An 18,499-nucleotide genomic window follows, 5' to 3' on the forward strand; every position below is an offset into this window, starting at 1 on the left:
GCCTACAGACCCATGGAGCGGCCGACGATCTCCCGCATGATCTCGTTCGTGCCGCCGTAGATGGGCTGGATGCGGGCGTCACGCCAGGCCTTGGACACCGGGTACTCGTCCATGTAGCCGTAGCCGCCGTGCAGCTGCAGACAGCGGTCGGCCACCTTGTTCTGCAGCTCCGTCGTCCAGTATTTGGCCATCGCCGCGTCCACCGGGGTGAGCTCGCCGCGGTCCAGTTGCCGCACGCACTCGTCGACGAAGGTGCGGGCGATGGTGACCTCGGTCCGCAGCTCGGCCAGGACGAAGCGGCTGTTCTGGAAGCTGCCCACCGGCCGGCCGAAGGCAGTGCGCCCGGTGACGTACTCGACGGTCTGCGCCAGCACCGTCTCGGCCGCGGCCACCGCGCCGACGGCTATCGACAGCCGCTCCTGCGGCAGGTTCTCCATCAGGTGGGCGAAGCCCCGGTTCTCCGCGCCGAGCAGGTTCTCGGCCGGCACGCGCACCTCGTCGAAGAACAGCTCGGCGGTGTCCTGGGCCTTCAGGCCGATCTTGGCCAGGTTCCGCCCGCGGGTGAAGCCGGGCATGTCCCGCTCGACGACCAGCAGGCTCAACCCCCGCGAGCCCGGCGCCTCGGGATCGGTGCGGGCCACGACGATCACCAGGTCGGCGTTGATGCCGTTGGTGATGAAGGTTTTCGAGCCGGTCAGCACCCACGCGTCGCCGTCCCGCCGGGCCGTCGTCCGGATGCCCTGCAGGTCGCTGCCGGCGGCCGGCTCGGTCATCGCGATGGCGGTGATCAGCTCACCGCTGCAGAAGCCGGGCAGCCAGCGCTGCTTCTGCTCCTCGGTACCGAGGTCGCGCAGGTAGGGGCCGGCCACGTCGTTGTGCAGGCCGAAGCCCAGGCCGGTCGCGCCGATCCGCATCAGCTCCTCGTCGAGGACCGCCTGGTAGCGGAAGTCGCGCACACCGCCGCCGCCGAAGCGCTCCTCCATGTCGGTGCCGAGCAGGCCCTGTGCACCGGCCGAGGTCCAGACCTCGCGCGGCACGATGCCGTCGCGCTCCCACCGGTCGTGGAAGGGGACGACGTTCTTCTCGGCCCACACCCGGACCAGCTCCCGGAAGTCCTCGTGCTCGGCCTCGTACAGGGATCGGCGCATGGCGGCCAGTCTGCCGCACGCCACCTCAGGGCCCGGCCGGTCCGCGCAGGCCAGCGGAGTGTCGTACCCCTGTGGACACTGGGAGCCGTGCCCGCCCTCGACCGGTTCTCCGAGCCCACCCGGGCGTGGTTCACCGGCGCCTTCGCCGAGCCCACCGCCGCGCAGGAGGGGGCCTGGCAGGCCATCAGCAGCGGGGGTCACGCCCTCGTCGTCGCCCCCACCGGCTCGGGCAAGACGCTGGCGGCCTTCCTGTGGTCGCTCGACCGGCTGGCAGGCAGCCCACCGCCGGCCGACGAGCAGGCCCGCTGCCGGGTCCTCTACGTCTCTCCCCTGAAGGCGCTGGCCGTCGACGTCGAGCGCAACCTGCGTGCCCCTTTGGCGGGCATCGGGCAGGCCGCGGCCCGGCTGGGCCTGCCGCGCCCGGAGATCCAGGTGGGCACCCGCTCCGGCGACACCCCCGCCGAGGAACGGCGGGCCTTCGCCCGGCGGCCCACCGACATCCTGATCACCACCCCGGAGTCGCTGTTCCTCCTGCTCACCAGCGCCGCCCGCGAGGCGCTGCGCGGCGTCGAGACGGTGATCGTCGACGAGGTTCACGCCGTCGCCGACACCAAGCGCGGCGCGCACCTGGCCGTCTCCCTCGACCGGCTCGACGAGCTGCTGGAGCGCCCGGCGCAGCGGATCGGCCTGTCGGCGACGGTCCGCCCCGTCGAGGAGGTGGCCACCTTCCTCGCCGGCGGCCGACCGGTGGAGGTGGTCGCGCCCGGGTCGGCGAAGGAGTGGGACCTCTCGGTCGTCGTCCCGGTCGAGGACATGAGCGCCCTGGGTCAGCCCACCGGTGAGCTCGACGGCTCGGCCGCCGGCAACCAGCCCCGGACCTCGATCTGGCCGGCGGTCGAGGAGCGGGTGCTCGATCTGGTGGAGGCCCACCGCAGCACGATCGTCTTCGCCAACTCCCGGCGGCTGGCAGAGCGGCTGACCAGCCGGCTCAACGAGCTGGCCTACGAGCGTGCGACCGGGGAACCCGTTCCGCCGGGCACCAACGCCGCAGCGCTGATGGCGCAGGCCGGTTCCGGGGGCGGGGTCCCGGAGGGCGTGCAGCCGGTCGCCGCCGCTCACCACGGCTCGGTCTCCCGAGAGCAGCGCGCGATCGTCGAGGAGGCACTCAAGTCCGGCCGGCTGCCGGCCGTGGTGGCCACCTCGAGCCTCGAGCTGGGCATCGACATGGGCGCGGTCGACCTGGTGGTGCAGGTCGAGGCGCCGCCGACGGTGGCCTCCGGTCTGCAGCGGGTCGGCCGCGCCGGCCACCAGGTGGGCGCGGTCAGCCGCGGCGTCCTGTTCCCGAAGTACCGCGGCGACCTGGTGCAGTGCGCCCTGGTCGCCGAGCGGATGAGGTCCGGCGCCATCGAGTCGATCCGCTACCTGCGCAATCCGCTCGACGTGCTCGCTCAGCAGGTGGTCGCGATCGTATCCGAGCGGCCACGCACGGTGGACGAGGTCGCCGCGCTGGTCCGCCGGTCGGCGCCGTTCGCCTCGCTGCCGGACTCCGCGCTGCACGCGGTGCTCGACATGCTGGCCGGCCGCTACCCCTCCGACGCCTTCGCCGAACTGCGACCGCGGCTGACGTGGGATCGGGTCACCGACACCCTCACCGCCCGCGGCGGCGCACAACGCCTGGCGGTCACCAGCGGCGGCACCATCCCCGACCGCGGCCTGTTCGGCGTCTTCCTGGTCGGCGGTGAGGACAGCCGCGGTGGTCGGCGCGTGGGCGAACTCGACGAGGAGATGGTCTACGAGTCGCGGGTGGGCGACGTCTTCCTGCTCGGTTCCTCCTCCTGGCGCATCGAGGAGATCACCCACGACCGCGTGCTGGTCAGCCCGGCCCCCGGACAGCCCGGGAAGATGCCGTTCTGGCACGGCGACGCCCCGGGTCGCCCGCTCGAGCTCGGCCGCGCGCTGGGCGCCTTCCTCCGCGAGGTCGGCACCGCCACGCCGGAGGCCGGGCTCGACCGCGCCCGTGCCGCCGGCCTCGACGAGTGGGGAGCAGCCAACCTGCTGGCCTACCTCGCCGAGCAGAAGGCCGCCACCGGTCACCTGCCCGACGACCGCACACTGCTCGTGGAGCGGTTCCGCGACGAGCTCGGCGACTGGCGGCTGGTCGTGCACTCCCCCTTCGGTGCCCAGGTCAACGCCCCCTGGGCGCTCGTGCTGGCCGCCCGGCTGCGGGAGCGCTACGGCGTCGACGTCGCGTCCATGCACTCCGACGACGGCATCGTGTTGCGTCTGCCCGACACCACGGGCGAGCCGCCGGAGGCCGATCTGGCCGTCCTGGACCCGGACGACGTCGAACGGGAGGTGACCGCCGAGGTCGGCAGCTCGGCGCTGTTCGCCAGCCGGTTCCGCGAGTGCGCGGCGCGGGCGCTGCTGCTCCCCCGCCGCGACCCGCGCCGGCGCACCCCGCTCTGGCAGCAGCGGCAGCGAGCCGCCCATCTGCTCTCGGTGGCCAGCGAGTTCTCCAGCTTCCCGATCACGCTCGAGGCCGCCCGCGAGGTGCTGCAGGACGTCTACGACGTGCCAGGTCTGGTCGAGCTCATGCGCGACGTCCGGTCCCGGCGGGTGCGCGTGGTCGACGTGCAGACCCAGGCGGCCTCGCCCTTCGCCCAGTCGCTGCTGTTCGGCTACGTCGGGCAGTTCCTCTACGAGGGGGACGCCCCGCTGGCCGAGCGCCGGGCGCAGGCCCTGGCCCTCGACACCGGCCTGCTCGCCGAGCTGCTCGGCCGCTCCGAGCTGCGCGAGCTGCTCGACGCCGAGGCCCTGACCGAGGTCGAGGCAGAGCTGCAGCGGCTGCCGGCGGACCGCCATCCCCGCGATCCCGACGGCGCCGCAGACCTGCTGCGCATCATCGGCGACCTCACCGTCGCCGAGGCCGCTGCCCGAGGTGTGGGTCAGGAGTGGCTCGACGAACTGGTGGCCGCCCGCCGCGCGCTGGTGGTGCGCATCGCGGGCGAGGAGCGCCACGTGGCGATCGAGGACGCCGGCCGGCTGCGTGACGCCCTCGGCACCGCGCTGCCGGTCGGGGTGCCCGAGGTGTTCACCGAGCCGGTGCCCGATCCGCTGGGCGACCTGGTCGGCCGCTACGCCCGCACCCACGGCCCCTTCCAGCCCGGTGAGGTGGCGCAGCGGCTGGGGCTGGGCGTCGCGGTGGTGACCGCGACGGTGCAGCGGCTCGTCGGCACCGGCCGGCTGGTGACCGGGGAGTTCCGCCCCGGCGGAACCGGCCAGGAGTGGTGCGACGCGGACGTGCTCCGGTCGGTGCGCCGGCGCAGCCTGGCCCGGCTGCGCCAGGAGGTCGAGCCGGTGCCGGTCGACACGCTGGCGCGGTTCACCCCCTCCTGGCAGTCGGTGGGCAGCCGGATGCGCGGGCCGGACGGCGTGCTCGCGGTCGTCGAGCAGCTGGCGGGGGCGCTCGTCCCCGCCAGCGCACTGGAGTCGCTGGTGCTTCCGGCCCGGGTACGCGACTACTCCCCCGCCATGCTCGACGAGCTGACCAGCGCCGGTGAGGTGCTGTGGGCCGGCGCCGGCGGGCTGCCCGGGGGCGACGGCTGGGTCAGCCTCGTGCCGGCCGACCTGGCCCCGCTGCTGCTGCCCGAGCCGCTGGAGCTGCCCGAGGCCGGTCCCTCGGTGCTCGAGCACCTGGCCGGGGGGCAGGCGCTGTTCTTCCGCGGCTTGTCGGACCTGGCCGGCTCCACCGACGACACCGCCTTCGCCGACCTCGTGTGGGACCTCGTCTGGTCCGGCGTGCTGACCAACGACACCCTCGCTCCCCTGCGCACCCGGCTGTCGGGGGGCGGCACGCACAAGCGCCAGCCCGCCCCGCCCCGGGCCCGGCTGGACCGCAGCCGCTACGGGCGCACCCGGCTGGGCCGGCCGGCGATGCCGACCCGCAGCGGGCCGCCCACGATGGCCGGTCGCTGGTCCCGGCTGCCCGACCGGGAGACCAACCCCACCAAGCGGACGACGGCCCGCGCCGAGGCGTTGCTCGAGCGGCACGGGGTGCTCACCCGCGGCGCGGTGGTGGCCGAGCAGGTCGCTGGCGGATTCTCCGCGGTGTACCCGGTGCTGCGGGCCTTCGAGGAGAACGGCCGGGCCCGGCGCGGCTACTTCGTGGAGACCCTCGGCGCTGCCCAGTTCGGCACGCCGGGCTCGGTCGACCGGCTCCGCAGCTTCGCCTCACCGGACCGGGTCCCCGGGAGTGCGGTGGTCCTGGCGGCGACCGACCCGGCCAACGTCTACGGCGCCGCTCTCCCCTGGCCGGAGCGTCCCGGCGCGACGGGGGGCGCCGGCGGCGATCCGGACGGCGCCGTCGACGTCGGCGAGGGCACCGGCGGCGGACGGCGCACCGCGGGGCACCGGGCCGGGCGGAAGGCGGGCGCGCTGGTCGTGCTGGTCGACGGCGAGCTGGTGCTCTACGTGGAGCGGGGCGGCAAGACCCTGCTCTCCTGGACCGAGGACGAGACCGCGCTGAAGGAAGCCGCGACGGCACTGTCCGGGGCGGTCGCGGCGGGAGCACTCGGCCGGATGGTGGTGCAGAAGGCCGACGGCGCCTCCGTGCACGAGTCGACCCCGCTGTCGGCCGCACTGCAGGCGGCGGGCTTCGCCGCCACCCCCCGCGGCCTGCGGGTACGCGCCTGAGCGGGTCCCGCCGGCGGGCTCAGTCGCGGGCGGGGTGCAGCCAGCGACGGAACAGCCGGGACAGTGCCGGCATGGCGACGTAGCCCAGCAGCACCACCACGACGACGGCCGACAGCAGCAGCCGGGCCGGCAGCGGCCACCCCGAGAGGTGTGGCGCGACGAGCAGCTGGAAGGCCAGCGTGATGGCGAAGACGGCGGCCACGGTGAGGACCGTCAGCCGCCAGCGGGGCCCCGGCCGCCGGGGGGTCAGTGCCGTGAAGAAGCTGTCCAGACCGGCCACGCGGGCGTAGTCGACCCGGTCGGTCAGGTGCTCGACGCGCTGCAGCGCGACCTGCCGTTCGGTCGAGCGCTCCCAGCGCGCCAACGACTCGCCGTCGGCGAACCGGTAGACCAGGTGGTAGCGGGTCGAGCCCGGTCCGGGGCGCAGCAGGCTGGTGCCCAGGTTGCCCGGGAACTGCGCAGCCAGGTCCAGCACCTCAGCGGCCCAGCGCTCGAAGGCCTCCCGCTGGTCGGCCCGCACGTCACGGGCCACGGTGACCGTGACCGGCTCGGCGGCCGCGACCACCGCCTCGGGCGCGGTGACCGGGGAGTTCATCGATCGATCACGTGACTCCACGCGAGGCTCAGCACCGCGGCGCACCTGCGCCTTCCCGCCGCCGGGGTGACCTGTGCCGCGTCCGGCACTGCGGGTGCGACCAGGGGGACACTGGGCCGCGTGCCCGAGGGAGACACCGTCTGGCTGGCGGCGAAGCGGATGCACACCGCGCTCGCCGGCGCCACCCTGCGTCGCGGCGAGCTGCGCGTACCGCAGCTGGCCGCCACCGACCTCACCGGCCGCACCGTGTCCGCGGTGGTCCCCCGCGGCAAGCACATGCTCACCCGGTTCACCGACGGCTGGACCCTGCGCACCCACTACCGGATGGACGGCAGCTGGCACATCTACCGCAAGGGTGCGAGGTGGCGCGGCGGACCTGCCTTCGCCATCCGCGCGATCCTGGCGACCGACCAGTGGGACTGCGTGGGCTACCGGCTGCACGACGTCGCCATGGTGCGCACCGAGCACGAGGACCAGGTCGTCGGCCACCTCGGCCCCGACGTCCTCGGCCCGGACTGGGACCTCGACGAGGCGCTGCGCCGGCTGCGGTCGCAACCCGACGAGCAGATCGGCGTCGCCATCCTCGACCAGCGCAACCTGTGCGGGCCGGGCAACCTCTACAAGGTCGAGGGCCTGTTCGTCGGCGGCGTGCACCCCTGGATGCGGGTCGCCGACGTCGAGGACCTGCCCGGGCTGGTCGAGCGGACCCGCTCGCTGATGCTCGCCAACCGCGACCGGCCGGAGCAGAGCACCACCGGCGACCTGCGCCGGGGCCGCGACCACTGGGTCTACGGCCGCAAGGACCGTCCCTGCTACCGCTGCGGCACCCCGATCCTGCGCGGTGACCAGGGTCCGGACCTGCAGGAGCGGATCACCTACTGGTGCCCCACCTGCCAGGCCACCGACGCCCCCGTCGACCCGATGGCCCGCACCGGCGAGCCCGACCACCCGCCGCCGCTCCCCGGCGCCTCCTGAGCCGCCACGGCCCGGTCACCGAGGTGACCGGGCCGCGAGCGGTCGGCCCCGTCCCGGGTCCCAACGGCCCCGTCCAGGGACTCCCCACGGGGTTACGAGTGGCGAGGAGGACGGGGTCCTCCTACTGCTGGTCGCGGTCGGCGGGCTGGGCCGCCTGCTGAGCGGAGGACGTCGGCACCGACGACGTCCCCTCCTCCAGCGCCGGGGCCGAGTGCTGGCCCCCGGTGACCGCCGGCTGCCCCATCGACGCGCGGATCTGGTCCAGCCGCGAGGCGCCGGCGACGTCGAGGGTCGCCTTCTGCACCTCGAGCATCCGGCCCTCGACCGACGTCTGCGCCAGCTCGGCCTGACCCAGAGCGTTGGCGTAGCGGGCCTCGATCTTGTCCCGCACCTCGGACAGGCTGGGCGTGTTGCCCGGCGCGGCGAGCTCGTTGACCTGGCGCATCGACGCAGCAACGTGCTCCTGCATCTTGGCCTGCTCGAGCTGGCTCATCAGCTTGGTGCGCTCGGCCAGCGTCGTCTGCAGCCGCATCCGGCTCTGCTCCACCGCTCCGCGCGCCTGCTCGGCGGCCTGCAACGCCTCGTCGTGGCTGCGCTTGAGGTCCTCCATCGCCTGCTCGGCGGCCACCAGCTGGGTGGCGAAGGCCTGCGCGGCCTGCTCGTACTCCGCGGCCTTGGCCGCGTCACCGCCGCCGCGCGTCTGGTCGGCCAGCACCAGCGCCTGCCGCGCGGAGGCCTGCAGCTTCTCCACCTCGCCGAGCTGCCGGTTGAGACGCATCTCCAGCTGACGCTGGTTGCCCAGCACCGCCGCGGCCTGGTTGGCCAGCGCCTGGTGCCGCTGCTGCTCGGCCTCGATCGCCTGCGCGATCTGGATCTTCGGGTCGGCCTTCTCGTCGATCTTGGCGTTGGCGGAGGCCGTGAGGTACCTCCACAGCTTCACGAACGGGTTGGGCATGTGTCCTCCTGCGCAGGTAGCGGTCGTCCGCCAGGGCCTACCCGTCCGGCGTGCCGCAGCGATCGTCGTCCCCGTCATCGTCCCAGGTGCGCCCGGGGGTGAGCCAGCGGCCAGGTGTGGCGGAGTCCGGATCGCTAGGGTCGCGGGCGTGACCAGCGACCGCCAGGTGCTGAGCGTCCTCGGGGAGCTCGTCGTCGACCTGCTGCCCGACCCCGCCGTCGGCGCGGGGCCGTACGGCACGAGCCCCCACTACGTCGCCCGCCCCGGCGGCAACGCCCTCAACGTCGCGGTCGCCGCCGGCCGCCTCGGCGTCCCCGTGCGGCTGCTCGCCCGGCTGGGCACCGGTCCGCTGGCCGCCGGGCTGCGGCGGCACGCGGAGCTGGCCGGCGTCGACCTCGCCGGGTTCGTGCCGGCCACCGAGCCGGTCAGCCTCGCGGTGGTCGGTCTCGGCGCGGACGGCTCGCCGGACTACGGCTTCCACGTGCTGGGCGCCGCCGACTGGCAGTGGACCGACGAGGAGCTCGCCGCCGTCCTGCCGCCCGGGACGGCGATCCTGCACGTCGGCTCCATCTCCAGCTGGACCCCGCCGGGCTGCGAGGCCATCGCCCGGCTGGTCGAGCAGGTGGCCGCCGACGACCGGGCGCTGGTCAGCGTCGACCCCAACATCCGGCCGATGCTCGCCGACGGCCCGGTCGGGGCCGCGCTGGGCAACTCCCCCGCGTCGGTGCGCGCCCGCCTCGAGCGGCTGCTGTCGCGCGCCGACATCGTCAAGGTCAGCGCCGAGGACCTCGTCTGGCTCGAACCCGACGCCGCCGACGACCTCGACGCGACGGCGCTGCGCTGGGCCGACCGCGGCGCGGCCCTGGTGCTGCTCACCGACGGGGGGGCACCGCTGCGCATCGCCCGGCCCGGCCGCGAGCTGCTGCACCGCGAGCCCCCGCGGGTCACCGTGGCCGACACCGTCGGCGCTGGTGACTCGCTGGCGGCAGGTCTGTTCGCCGGCCTGCTCGAGGCGGGGATCACCACCCGCGCGGCGCTGGAGCAGCTGCCCGACGAGGAGCTGCTGCCGATCGTCGACGACGCCGCGTTCGTCGCCGCGCTGAACTGCACCCGTGAGGGCGCCGACCCGCCGACCCGCGACGAACTGGCGGCGGCCCGCCGGTGACCGCGCCCGACGACGTCGCGCTGGTCGGGTTCGCCGAGCTGTCGGCCACGGTCCTCCGCGCGCGCCTGCTCGCCGCGCACGACCGCTTCTGGGACGTCGACACCCGCCCGCTGCACGACCCCGTCTGGTTCGACCAGTTCGGCGGCTTCGGCACGCTGGCCCGCAGCACCGCCGGGGAGGACGTCGGCTACCTGCTCGGGGTGGTCACCGCCGACCGGCTGGCCTACCTGCACCTCCTGGCGGTGCGGGACGACCGGCGCCGCACCGGGCTGGGCCGTCGGCTCGTGCGCCGGTTCGACGACCTTGCGCTGGCCACCGGGGCGCGGGTGGTCCAGGCGGTCGCCCGGCCGGAGGACACCGCCGCGGTCGCCCTCCACACCGCGCTCGGCGCCGGCGCGTACCTGGCCCCGGGCCGCGCCGGACCGGGTGAGGACCGCTTGGTCCTCACCCGGTCGCTGACCCGCTAGGCCGTCCGGAGCCAGGCGGCGGTGTCGGGGGGCAGCTCCTCGCCGACCTCCTCGCTGGTCAGCACCGGCTCGCCGTGGCCGGCCAGGGGCACCGGACGGTCCGACAGGTTCACGATGCAGCGGAAGCGGCTTCCGCGGTCGAAGGCGAGCACGTCGTCCGCGAGGTCGTGCCAGGTCAGGGGCGCCTCGTCGGCCGGGCCCGGCAGGCTCCGGCGCAGCCGCAGCGCGGTCCGGTACAGCGACAGGGTGGACGCCGGGTCGGCCCGCTGGGCGGCCGTCGTCAGCACCCGCCACGCCTCGGGCTGCGGCAGCCAGGGGCGGACTCCGTCCGCGGTGAAGCCGAACGGCGGCCGGTCGCCCGACCACGGCAACGGCACCCGGCAGCCGTCGCGACCGCGGGCGGTGTGGCCCGAACGCTCCCAGGTCGGGTCCTGGAGCACGTCCTCGGGCAGGTCCTCGACCTCGGGCAGGCCGAGCTCCTCGCCCTGGTACAGGTACGCGCTCCCGGGCAGCGCGAGCGTGAGCAGCGCGGCGGCGCGCGCTCGCCGGAGCCCCAGGACGAGGTCGGCCGGGGAGGACGCGTCGAACCCCATGGTGGCCGCACCGCTGGCCGCCCGGCCGAAGCGGGTGACGTGCCGGGTCTCGTCGTGGCTGGACAGCACCCACGTCGGCGGGGCTCCGACCGGCGCCAGCGCGGCGAGGGTCCCCTCGATCGCCGTCCGGAGGCTCCCGGCGTCCCAGGGAGCCCGGAGGTAGTCGAAGTTGAAGCTGGTGTGAAGCTCGTCGGGCCGGACGTAGCGGGCCAGCCGCTCGGGTCCGGCGACCACCGCCTCCGCGACGAACACCCGGTCCCCGTCGTACCCGTCGCTGATCCGCCGCCAGCGCCGGTAGACCTCGTGCACCTCGTCGCGGTCCCAGTGCGGGTTGTCCACCCACCGGCTGGACTCGAACAGCGCGCCCGGGGCGTGGCCGGCGTCCGGCAGCCCGGGCAGCTTGGCCAGGGCGGGCGCGGCGTCCACCCGGATGCCGTCGACACCGCGGTCGAGCCAGAACCGCACGATCCCGTCGAACTCCTTCTGCACGACCGGGTCGTCCCAGTCCAGATCAGGCTGCTCGGGGGCGAACAGGTGCAGGTACCACTGCCCCGGCCGCCCGTCCGGCTCGCGGACGCGGGTCCAGGCCGGACCGCCGAAGGCACTGATCCAGTCGTTGGGCGGCCGGTTCCCGCCGTCCCGCCCGTCCCGGAAGAAGTACCGCGCGCGCTCGGGCGCCCCCGGCCCGCCGGCCACGGCCGCGCGGAACCACGGGTGCTCGGCGGAGGTGTGGTTGGCGACCAGGTCGACCAGGAGGCGCAGGCCCGCACGGTGGGCCTCGGCGAGCAGCGCGTCGACGTCGGCGAGAGAACCCAGACGTGGGTCGATGTCGCGGTGGTCGCTCACGTCGTAGCCGCCGTCGGCCATCGGCGAGGGATACCAGGGCGTCACCCACAGGGCGTCGACGCCGAGGTCCACCAGGTACGGCAGCCGGCTGCGCAGTCCGTCGACGTCACCGACGCCGTCACCGTCGGAATCGGCGAAGCTGCGCAGGTACACCTCGTAGACGACCGCCGCCCGCCACCACGGTCGGCGGTCGTCCGAGGCCGGCACCGTCCCGGCCTCCTGCAGGGGCGAGCCCGGACGGGGCCCGGTTCCGGGCCCCGCCCCGAGCTCGCGGAGGGTGGGGGGCAGGGGGTCCTCCCTCAGGCCGCCCCTGCCCGGGTGGCCCCGCCGCCGACCGTCGTCCCCTGGGCCTGCGCCTCCTGGACCTGCTCGACCCGGTCCTCGGTGGCCATCTGCGTCAGCCGCGCCCCGGCCTCGGCGTCGCGGGTGAGGTTATCGCCGGTCTGCGGATCGAACACGTGCACCTTGCGGGCATCGAGCCAGAACTCCGCCTCGCGCCCCTCCCGGATCCGGCTGGTGGCGTCGATGGAGACGATCGCCTGGGTGCGCAGCTCCTCGGCGTCGAGCTCCCGCGACAGGTCGCGCAGCTGCTGGCGGATCGCATCGGGTGCCTCGTAGGGGATGTAGGCGTACTGCGAGTCCCCCAGCCACTCGGTGACGTCGACCCGCGCCCGGAACAGCGAGCCCAGCGGCCGCTTGGCCTCGTCGACCAGCGACGCGTCCTCGAAGTACTCCGGCCGGATGCCGACGAGCAGGAGGTCGCGGCCACGCACGGCGGCGGCCCGGCGCTCGTCGAGCACGATCGACCCGAACGGCGTCCGGAGCTGGTCGCCTTCCACGGTGGCGGGCAGGAAGTTCATCGGCGGCGAGCCGATGAAGCCGGCGACGAAGAGGTTGACCGGCTGCTCGTACAGCTCACGCGGCGAGGCGACCTGCTGGATGCGGCCCTTGCGCAGCACGCAGACCCGGTCGCCGAGGGTCATCGCCTCGGTCTGGTCGTGGGTGACGTAGACCGTGGTGATGCCCAGCCGGCGCTGCAGCCGGCTGATCTCGGTGCGCATCTGACCGCGCAGCTTGGCGTCGAGGTTGGACAGCGGCTCGTCGAAGAGGAACGCCTCGGCCTGGCGCACGATGGCCCGGCCCATCGCCACCCGCTGCCGCTGCCCACCGGAGAGGTTGGCCGGCTTGCGCTCCAGGTGGTCCTTGAGCTCCAGGACGTCCGAGGCCTCGGTGACCCGGCGGCGCACCTCGTCGTCGGGCACCTTCGCCAGCCGCAGCGGGAAGGCGATGTTCTCGTAGACGGTCATGTGCGGGTACAGCGCGTAGTTCTGGAACACCATCGACAGGTTGCGGTCGCGCGGCGCGAGGTCGTTGACGCGCTTGCCGCCGATGATCATGTCTCCGCTGGTGATGTCCTCCAACCCCACGATCATCCGCAGCAGGGTCGACTTTCCGCAGCCGGACGGGCCGACCAGGATCATGAACTCACCGTCGGCGATGTCCAGGCTGACGTCGTTGACCGCCGGATAGCCGTCGCCGTACTGCTTGACGATGTTGCGCATCTCGATCGAAGCCATGAGATCTCGTCCCCTCGCTGGGTGGGTGGGTACGGGGGGTCAGCCCTTGACCGCGCCGTTGGTGAGGCCGGCGACGATGCGCCGCTGGAAGAGCAGCACCAGGACGACGACCGGGATGGTGACGACGACCGCCGCCGCTGCGATCGCACCGGTCGGGTCCTCGAACTGCGAGGCACCGGAGAACAGGCCGAGCGCCGCGGGCACGGGCCGCGAGGCCTCGGTCGAGGTCAGCGAGATGCCGTACGCGAAGTCGTTCCAGGCGATGAAGAAGGCGATGATCGCGGTGGTGAACACACCTGGGGCGGCCAGCGGCACGATCACCCGGCGGAAGGCCTGCCACGTGGTGGCGCCGTCGACCTGCGCGGCCTGCTCCATCTCCCAGGGGATCTCCCGGAAGAACGCCGACATCGTCCAGATGGAGATCGGCAGGGTCAGTGACAGGTACGGGATGATCAGCCCGGGCCAGGTGTCGTAGAGCCCGATCTGCCGCCACAGGTTGAACAGCGGCGTCACGATGGAGATCACCGGGAAGATCGCCACCGCCAGCGCCGTGGACAGGATCAGCTTCTTGCCCGGGAAGTCCAGCCGGGCGATCGCATACGCGGCGAACATCGACAGCACGCACGAGATGAACGTCGCGATCAGGCAGATGCCGAACGAGTTGCGCAGCGCCGGCAGGAAGAGGCCGCTCGCCGACCCGGTGAGGATCGTCGAGTAGTTCTCCCAGGTCGCCGACGTCGGCAGGAACGACTGGTTGGCGATGTCCGCCGACGCCTTGAACGACAGCGACAGGATCCAGGCGATCGGGAACAGCGCGTACAGGACGATCGCAATGCCGGCGACGATCCACCAGGTCTTCTCCCGCTGGGACATCAGCCCTCTCCCCTCGCCTGTGCCAGGTCGATCCGGAAGCCCTTGATGAAGACGAACGCGATCAGCACCACCGACAGGAACAGCAGGACCGACACCGCCGAGCCCAGCCCGATCTCCACGCGGGCGATGGTCTGCCGGTAGGCCAGGAACGACACCGACTCGGTGCCGTTCGCGCCGGCGGTCATGATGTAGATGCTGTCGAAGACGCGGAAGGCGTCCAGCGTGCGGAACAGCAGGGCGACCATGACGGCCGCCTTCATGTTCGGGATCGTCACCCGCCACATCCGCTGCCACCAGGTGGCGCCGTCGACCTTGGCCGCCTCCTGCAGCACCTCGGGCACCTGGGCGAGGCCTGCCAGCAGGAGCAGCGAGATGAACGGCGTGGTCTTCCAGATCTCGGCCAGGCAGATGACCAGGATCGACGTTCCCCAGGACCCGAACCAGTCGGTGTCGGCGCTGATCCCCGGCAGCCAGGCGAACCAGCTGTTGACGAAGCCGGTCTGGATGTCGAAGGCGAACTGCCAGGCGAACGCGGACACGACGGTGATGACGGCGTACGGGATGAGGATCGCCGCCCGGAGCACCGGCCGGATCGCCGCGAGCGCCTTGGCCATGACCAGGGCGAGGGCGAAGCCGAGCACGAGCTCGACCGCGACCGTCACCACGGTGATGAGCACCGTGACCCAGATGGCCTGCCACCACAGCGGATCGCTCAGGATCACGACGTAGTTGTTCAGTCCGATGAACGCCCGGTTCGCCGGGTCGGTCAGCCGGTAGCTGAACAGCGAGTACCAGAGCGCCTGGCCGATCGGGTACGCGGTGACCAGGAGCATCACCGCGAACGCCGGGCCGGCGAGCAGCCAGCCGAGCTTCCGTTCGGCGCGGGACCGGTCGCTGATCGTCCCGCGCGGTGACGAGACCGGCTGGGTCTTCTCCGCCGGTGGGAGGGTCGTGGTCGTCACAGCAGCTGCTCCCCTGCGAGTACGGCGCGGATCAGCTCGGTCGCCTGTTCTCCGGTGACGCCCGGCGTGACCGAGGACGCCGGGTGGTAGCTGCGCTGGAGAGCCCCGGAGACCTCGCTGTAGTAGACGGTCTGCGGGCGGGGCGCGGCCAGCTCGAGGGACTCCCGGATCTCGGGGGCCATCGGGAAGACCTCCTGGACCTCGGGGTCGTCGTAGACCGCCGCCGAGGAGGCCGGGTTGCCGTTGGTCGTGAAGTAGTAGGCCTGGTTCTCGTCGGAGACGATGCACTCCGCGGCCTGGTAGGCCAACTCGGGGGCCGCGCTGAACGCGCCCACCCCGAGGTTGATGCCACCCAGGGGCGGCGCGACCTCCTGGTCCGGGTCCACCCGCGGGTAGATCGTCCAGCCGTAGTCGTCGACCACCGACTGGTCGAGGGTCCCGGCCTCGACCGCGCTCAGCGCCCGGCCGTAGACGAACGGCCAGTTGAGCATGAACGAGGCGTCGCCGTTCTCGAAGGACTCGACGTTGGCGTCCTCACCGGAGGTCGTGAACGCCGGTCCGACGACGCCGGAGGTGCCGACCGCGTTCATCACCTCGGCGGCGCGGGTCCCCGCCTCCTCCGCGAGACCCAGCTGGATGTCGGCCGGGTCCTCGGCGTTCTCGGTGATGACCGACCCGCCGGCGGACTCGATGAGGGCGTTGAGCCAGACGGTGAGGGCCTCGGCGCGGATGCCCTGAGCGGCCAGCTGGGTCTCCTGCTGTTGCGCGGCCTCGATCAGCTGGTCCCAGGTGACCGGCTGGGTCATGTCCAGGCCGGCCGCCTCGGCGACCGACTTCTTGTACCAGAGCAGCTGGGTGTTGGCCCAGAACGGGACGCTCACCAGCTCGCCGTCCCAGCTGGCCCCCTCGACCGCGCTCTGCACGACCCCCTCGGTGACCCGCTGGGCGACGTCCTCGGGTACGGGGGCCAGGAAGCCGGCCTCGGCGAACTCGGGGATGTAGGGCGGGTCCAGGCTGATCAGGTCGATCGACGCGTCGTTGGCCGCCAGGCGCCGGACCAGCTGCTCGCGCTGCGCAGCGGACTCGCGGGGCAGCTGGGCCACCTCGATCGTGTAGGCCCCGCCCGACGCGTCGCTGCACCGTTGGGCGATCTCGGCCTGGCCGCCGGAGTCCGGGTTGATGTACCAGGTGAGGGCGTTCGCCGCGCCGGGGTCGCCGCCGCACGCCGCCAGCGTCGAGGCGAGGACTGCGGTGGCGGCGGCTCCGCCCAGTGAGCGTCTGCGCCCCCGCCGCGCGGCTCCGCCGGAGCGTCTGCCTCTGCCGTTCGTCGACACCGTCATCCGCCTCCGTTGGCGTACAGGTCCATCCGGTTCCGGGTTTCCGTACGGTTGCGCAGGCCTGGAGGGGTGTCAACTCGAACGAAACCCACCCGTTACGCACGGTCCGACGGCCGATCCGGCGGTCAGTCGCGCCCCCCGACGAAGGCCGAGGGCGTGGTCAGCTCCTTGGGGGTCCGGGGCAGCACGGTGTCGAAGTAGGAGCGTGCGGCACGCGTCGTCCCGACGTCGTGGCCGGCCTGCTCGGACAGGAACCAGCGGTGCTCGAGGATCTCGTGGAAGACCTCGGCGGGCGCCAGCCGGCCGGCCAGATCGGGCGGGATGGCGTCCACGACGGGCTGGTAGGCCTCGGCCAGCCAGCGGTAGCCGGCGACGGTCTCCGGCACGGGCGTGCCCAGCTTCTGCTCCAGGGTGGCCCGGTAGGCGCGCAGGTCGTTGAGCAGCCGGCGGGCCTGGCGCTCCTGCACCTCGAGGCCGGTCAGCCGGAACAGCTCCCGGCGGTTCTGCCCGGGCTCGGAGACGCGGGTCTCCACGCGCAGCCGCGCGCCGCCCTGCGGGTCGGTGACCAGCTCGATCTCGCCGACGTCGAAGCCGAGGTCGTTGAGCCGCTGCAGACGGGCGGCGACCCGCTGGCGCTGTTCGGCGAGCGCGAAGACCTCCTCGCGGGTCACCTCCTCCCACAGCGCCTGGTAGCGCACCGGCAGGCTGTCGGCGACCTCGATCGGGTCCACGGACGAGGGCAGCAGGTCGCCGAACTGCAGGTCCAGCAGCTCGGCGCCCACCCGCTCCCGGGCCAGGTCGACGTCGTAGCGCCGCTGCCCGGGGCTCAGCTGCGGGTACCGCTCGGAGGTCTCGGCGTCGACCAGGTGGGCGGTGAACGCGCCGGCGTCGAGCCGGAACAGCGTGTTGGACAGCGAGCAGTCGCCCCAGAAGACACCGGCCAGGTGCAGCCGGACCAGCAGCACCACCATCGTGTCGAGCAGCTGCTCGGCGGAGTGCTCGCCGTGCGGCCGGGAGAACAGGTACCGGTAGGACATCGAGTACTCGAGGTAGCGGGTGACCAGGACCGCGTCCTGCCCGCCCGGGCGGTCGACGCAGATGCCCAGCACCGAGACCGCCGGAAGGCCCTCCTCCTCGAACTGGCCGAGCAGCGCGTACTCGTGGCGGGCCAGCGGCTCGGAGATCTCCTTGAGCGCGTAGACGTGCCCACCCTGGGCGGTGAAGCGGACGACGTGCCGCGAGATGCCGCGCTGGGGGACCTCGAGCAGCAGCTCGGGGTCCCACTGCTCCAGCGGCAGGTGGAAGGGCAGGCTCAGCAGGCCAGCCCCATCGGTGGCCGGTGGCCGGAAGAGGTACCGCACGGCGCGCTCCGAGGGTCTGCGAGGACAGCGACGCCCCGGCGGGGCGGTGCCGGACCGTCACCCTCCCACGTCGCACCGGCCCGCCGCGCAGGTGGCAGGGGATCCCTCCGGAGGACCGGTCACGACGCCGGCACGAGACCGGCCAGCCGCTCCGCCGTCGCCCGGCGCACCTCCGTCTCCCCCGGCTGCGGCACGACGGCGAGCAGCCAGCGCGGCCAGCGCGGTGAGCCGGTCGAGCTCCGCGGCGAGCAGCGCGCGGGCGACCTCGTCCTTGGTTCGGAAGGGGTTGCAGAGGGTCGCCTCGGCCACCTGGCGACTGAGGCCACCAATTGCATGGTGCTGCCGCGCAGACCCCGCTCGGCGACGTCCCGTGCGGCGCCCTCCAGGAGGCCGGCGCGGGTGCGACTCATGGCGCTGCCGCTGCGGCTGCGTGCGCCGGGGACGTGCGCGGGAGCGTGAGGAGCCCACCCCGGCGGGGAGCTCGGGGAGGCCGAGAGGCGGGCGGGGTCCGTGCCGACCGCGTCGCGGCGGTCAGGCGGCCAGCGACACCGCGTCAGCCGGGCGACCGGCGGCGCGGGCAGGCGCACCGACCAGCGCCAGCGCGGGCTCGGCGGCCGGCTGCTCGCCCGACGCGGCCTCCGCGACCTCCTCGGCGGGGACGCCGGCGGCCCCGGACGCGGGGACCAGCGGGCGGACGCGGACGTCGCCGCGCAGCCCCAGGCTGACCTCGGCGAGCAGGTCGGCGAGCTCGACGTCGAGGGCGTCGCAGATGGAGGCGAGCAGCTCGGAGGAGGCCTCCTTCTGCCCCCGCTCGACCTCCGAGAGGTACCCCAGGCTCACCCGGGCGGCACCGGAGACGTCGCGCAGCGTCCGGCGCTGGCGCAGTCGGTGGCCGCGCAGGGTCGTCCCGAGCTGGGTGCGCAGCAGCGTCATCGCCGTCTCCTGTCCTGCCT

The 18,499-nt window shown here is 73.7% G+C and carries 14 protein-coding genes; 4 read left to right on the forward strand and 10 right to left on the reverse strand.

The genetic code is table 11. The features are described 5' to 3' along the window. Positions 1 to 2: 2 nt before the first annotated feature. Entirely contained in the window at positions 3 to 1,148 is a 1,146-nt protein-coding gene (locus tag ACWIX3_RS22700; protein ID WP_448609613.1) for an acyl-CoA dehydrogenase family protein, read from the reverse strand. A gap of 87 nt (positions 1,149 to 1,235) precedes the next feature. Here ACWIX3_RS22700 and ACWIX3_RS22705 point away from each other — a divergent pair, with 87 nt between their 5' ends. Next, positions 1,236 to 5,840, forward strand: a complete 4,605-nt coding sequence (locus ACWIX3_RS22705) for an ATP-dependent helicase (RefSeq protein WP_448609614.1) — start codon at positions 1,236 to 1,238, stop codon at positions 5,838 to 5,840. Between the two features lie 19 nt (positions 5,841 to 5,859). On the opposite strand, the gene ACWIX3_RS22710 is transcribed toward ACWIX3_RS22705, so the two are convergent. Beyond that, positions 5,860 to 6,435, reverse strand: coding sequence for an antibiotic biosynthesis monooxygenase (locus ACWIX3_RS22710; RefSeq protein WP_448609615.1), 576 nt, complete (start codon positions 6,433 to 6,435; stop codon positions 5,860 to 5,862). Between the two features lie 120 nt (positions 6,436 to 6,555). Between ACWIX3_RS22710 and ACWIX3_RS22715 the strand changes: the two genes are divergently transcribed. Then, a complete protein-coding gene (locus ACWIX3_RS22715) occupies positions 6,556 to 7,410 on the forward strand; it encodes a DNA-formamidopyrimidine glycosylase family protein (protein ID WP_448609616.1) in 855 nt (284 codons plus the stop codon). A gap of 121 nt (positions 7,411 to 7,531) precedes the next feature. Here ACWIX3_RS22715 and ACWIX3_RS22720 read toward each other — a convergent pair whose 3' ends face one another. Continuing rightward, a complete protein-coding gene (locus ACWIX3_RS22720) occupies positions 7,532 to 8,365 on the reverse strand; it encodes a PspA/IM30 family protein (RefSeq protein WP_448609617.1) in 834 nt (277 codons plus the stop codon). 148 nt (positions 8,366 to 8,513) lie between these two features. Here ACWIX3_RS22720 and ACWIX3_RS22725 point away from each other — a divergent pair, with 148 nt between their 5' ends. Together ACWIX3_RS22725 and ACWIX3_RS22730 are read left to right on the forward strand one after the other, a co-directional pair. Next, positions 8,514 to 9,530, forward strand: coding sequence for a PfkB family carbohydrate kinase (locus ACWIX3_RS22725; RefSeq protein ID WP_448609618.1), 1,017 nt, complete (start codon positions 8,514 to 8,516; stop codon positions 9,528 to 9,530). After that, positions 9,527 to 9,997: a GNAT family N-acetyltransferase gene (locus ACWIX3_RS22730; RefSeq protein ID WP_448609619.1), complete on the forward strand. Its 471-nt coding sequence runs from the start codon at positions 9,527 to 9,529 to the stop codon at positions 9,995 to 9,997. The genes ACWIX3_RS22725 and ACWIX3_RS22730 overlap by 4 nt, the downstream gene beginning before the upstream one ends. Here the strand turns inward: ACWIX3_RS22730 and ACWIX3_RS22735 are convergent. The 7 genes from ACWIX3_RS22735 to ACWIX3_RS22765 all read right to left on the reverse strand — a co-directional run bounded on the left by ACWIX3_RS22735 (position 9,994) and on the right by ACWIX3_RS22765 (position 18,479). Further along, a complete protein-coding gene (locus ACWIX3_RS22735; protein ID WP_448609620.1) occupies positions 9,994 to 11,643 on the reverse strand; it encodes a glycoside hydrolase family 13 protein in 1,650 nt (549 codons plus the stop codon). The two genes, ACWIX3_RS22730 and ACWIX3_RS22735, sit on opposite strands and share 4 nt — an antisense overlap. A gap of 92 nt (positions 11,644 to 11,735) precedes the next feature. After that, the gene (locus tag ACWIX3_RS22740) at positions 11,736 to 13,013 is read right to left on the reverse strand and encodes an ABC transporter ATP-binding protein (protein ID WP_448609621.1); all 1,278 of its coding nucleotides are present in this window, start codon (positions 13,011 to 13,013) and stop codon (positions 11,736 to 11,738) included. Between the two features lie 39 nt (positions 13,014 to 13,052). Then, positions 13,053 to 13,886 carry a carbohydrate ABC transporter permease gene (locus ACWIX3_RS22745; protein WP_448609622.1) on the reverse strand — a complete coding sequence of 278 codons (834 nt, stop codon included), beginning with the start codon at positions 13,884 to 13,886 and terminating at the stop codon, positions 13,053 to 13,055. Then, entirely contained in the window at positions 13,886 to 14,848 is a 963-nt protein-coding gene (locus ACWIX3_RS22750) for a carbohydrate ABC transporter permease (protein ID WP_448609623.1), read from the reverse strand. Before ACWIX3_RS22750 ends, ACWIX3_RS22745 begins: the two co-directional genes overlap by 1 nt. After that, positions 14,845 to 16,188: an extracellular solute-binding protein gene (locus ACWIX3_RS22755; protein ID WP_448609624.1), complete on the reverse strand. Its 1,344-nt coding sequence runs from the start codon at positions 16,186 to 16,188 to the stop codon at positions 14,845 to 14,847. Before ACWIX3_RS22755 ends, ACWIX3_RS22750 begins: the two co-directional genes overlap by 4 nt. Positions 16,189 to 16,310: 122 nt before the next feature. After that, entirely contained in the window at positions 16,311 to 17,546 is a 1,236-nt protein-coding gene (locus ACWIX3_RS22760) for a DUF4032 domain-containing protein (RefSeq protein WP_448609625.1), read from the reverse strand. A 531-nt stretch (positions 17,547 to 18,077) separates the two neighbouring features. Continuing rightward, entirely contained in the window at positions 18,078 to 18,479 is a 402-nt protein-coding gene (locus ACWIX3_RS22765) for a helix-turn-helix domain-containing protein (protein WP_448609626.1), read from the reverse strand. Positions 18,480 to 18,499: the final 20 nt, after the last annotated feature.

The sequence above is a fragment of the Geodermatophilus sp. URMC 60 genome (genome assembly GCF_053502585.1).

What these genes read in the sequence shown, in the direction of transcription:
- ACWIX3_RS22765 (WP_448609626.1), bottom strand. Translation starts at nt 18,479, where the DNA reads ATGACGCTGCTGCGCACCCAGCTCGGGACGACCCTGCGCGGCCACCGA.
- ACWIX3_RS22710 (WP_448609615.1), bottom strand. Translation starts at nt 6,435, where the DNA reads ATGAACTCCCCGGTCACCGCGCCCGAGGCGGTGGTCGCGGCCGCCGAG.
- ACWIX3_RS22720 (WP_448609617.1), bottom strand. Translation starts at nt 8,365, where the DNA reads ATGCCCAACCCGTTCGTGAAGCTGTGGAGGTACCTCACGGCCTCCGCC.
- ACWIX3_RS22700 (WP_448609613.1), bottom strand. Translation starts at nt 1,148, where the DNA reads ATGCGCCGATCCCTGTACGAGGCCGAGCACGAGGACTTCCGGGAGCTG.
- ACWIX3_RS22740 (WP_448609621.1), bottom strand. Translation starts at nt 13,013, where the DNA reads ATGGCTTCGATCGAGATGCGCAACATCGTCAAGCAGTACGGCGACGGC.
- ACWIX3_RS22745 (WP_448609622.1), bottom strand. Translation starts at nt 13,886, where the DNA reads ATGTCCCAGCGGGAGAAGACCTGGTGGATCGTCGCCGGCATTGCGATC.
- ACWIX3_RS22755 (WP_448609624.1), bottom strand. Translation starts at nt 16,188, where the DNA reads ATGACGGTGTCGACGAACGGCAGAGGCAGACGCTCCGGCGGAGCCGCG.